The organism is Bradyrhizobium sp. 179 (genome assembly GCF_023073535.1).
Taxonomy (GTDB): domain Bacteria; phylum Pseudomonadota; class Alphaproteobacteria; order Rhizobiales; family Xanthobacteraceae; genus Bradyrhizobium.
The window spans coordinates 1-694 of the sequence record NZ_JADPJR010000006.1 but is presented as its reverse complement, the minus strand read 5'-3'; the positions used below and the strand labels follow the sequence as shown (position 1 = coordinate 694).

General features: G+C 63.3%; 2 protein-coding genes. Both read right to left on the bottom strand.

Going from position 1 to position 694, the window contains the following annotated elements:
- On the bottom strand, window positions 1-184 hold a 184-nt coding region (locus IVB12_RS01295), incomplete at its 3' end, for a hypothetical protein (protein WP_247294852.1).
- A 9-nt stretch (window positions 185-193) separates the two neighbouring features.
- On the bottom strand, window positions 194-694 hold a 501-nt coding region (locus IVB12_RS01290; protein WP_247294850.1), incomplete at its 5' end, for an MFS transporter.

Here is a 694-nt window from a genome sequence, read left to right as displayed (position 1 = left end):
CGTTGATGCCCTTGCCCCTCGCGTCGCGCTCTTTGGTCGTCCGGCAGCCCGTATAGGCGAACCCGGCGAACCCAGGTGCATTCGCCGCTTGCGCGGCCGTCCCAAGAGTCGTCGCTGTACCGGCTATCGTCATCAGCAATGCTCCCTGCAGGATGTTGCGGCGTTCGAAATCGATCATGTCCATAAAAGGCCTCTAGGCCTCCGTCGCCAGCTTCCGGGGAGCAACCTCGGGAGCGTCGGCGTCGTCGCCTAGCGGACGCCCTGTGAGTGTCAGGATGGACGTAGCTCCGACCACGAGCAGCGCGCCGGCGATAATGAACGCCCGGTCGTAATTGCCGGTGCTCTCGACGACGTAGCCCGTCACGATGGGCGCCATCAGGCCGAACACATTGCCGCCGACGACGAGGAAACCCATCGCCACGCCGATGTCTCGCGGACGCTTGAGCAGATCGTTGAGCAGAGCGAAATTCAACGAAGTCGTTGAGGCGATGCCGGTGAGCGAGATGGCGATCAGACCCAGGATGAGCCAAACGTCCTGGACAAACGGAGCAAACAGGATGACGGCGGCAAGGAGCATCGCGAACGCGATCATGTAGCGACGCTTTCCGCCGCCCACGTCGCCCTTCAGCAAGCGGTCGCTGATCCGCCCCACGAAGATGCAGAGCACCACGGCAACCGCGTACGGAATGGCGGC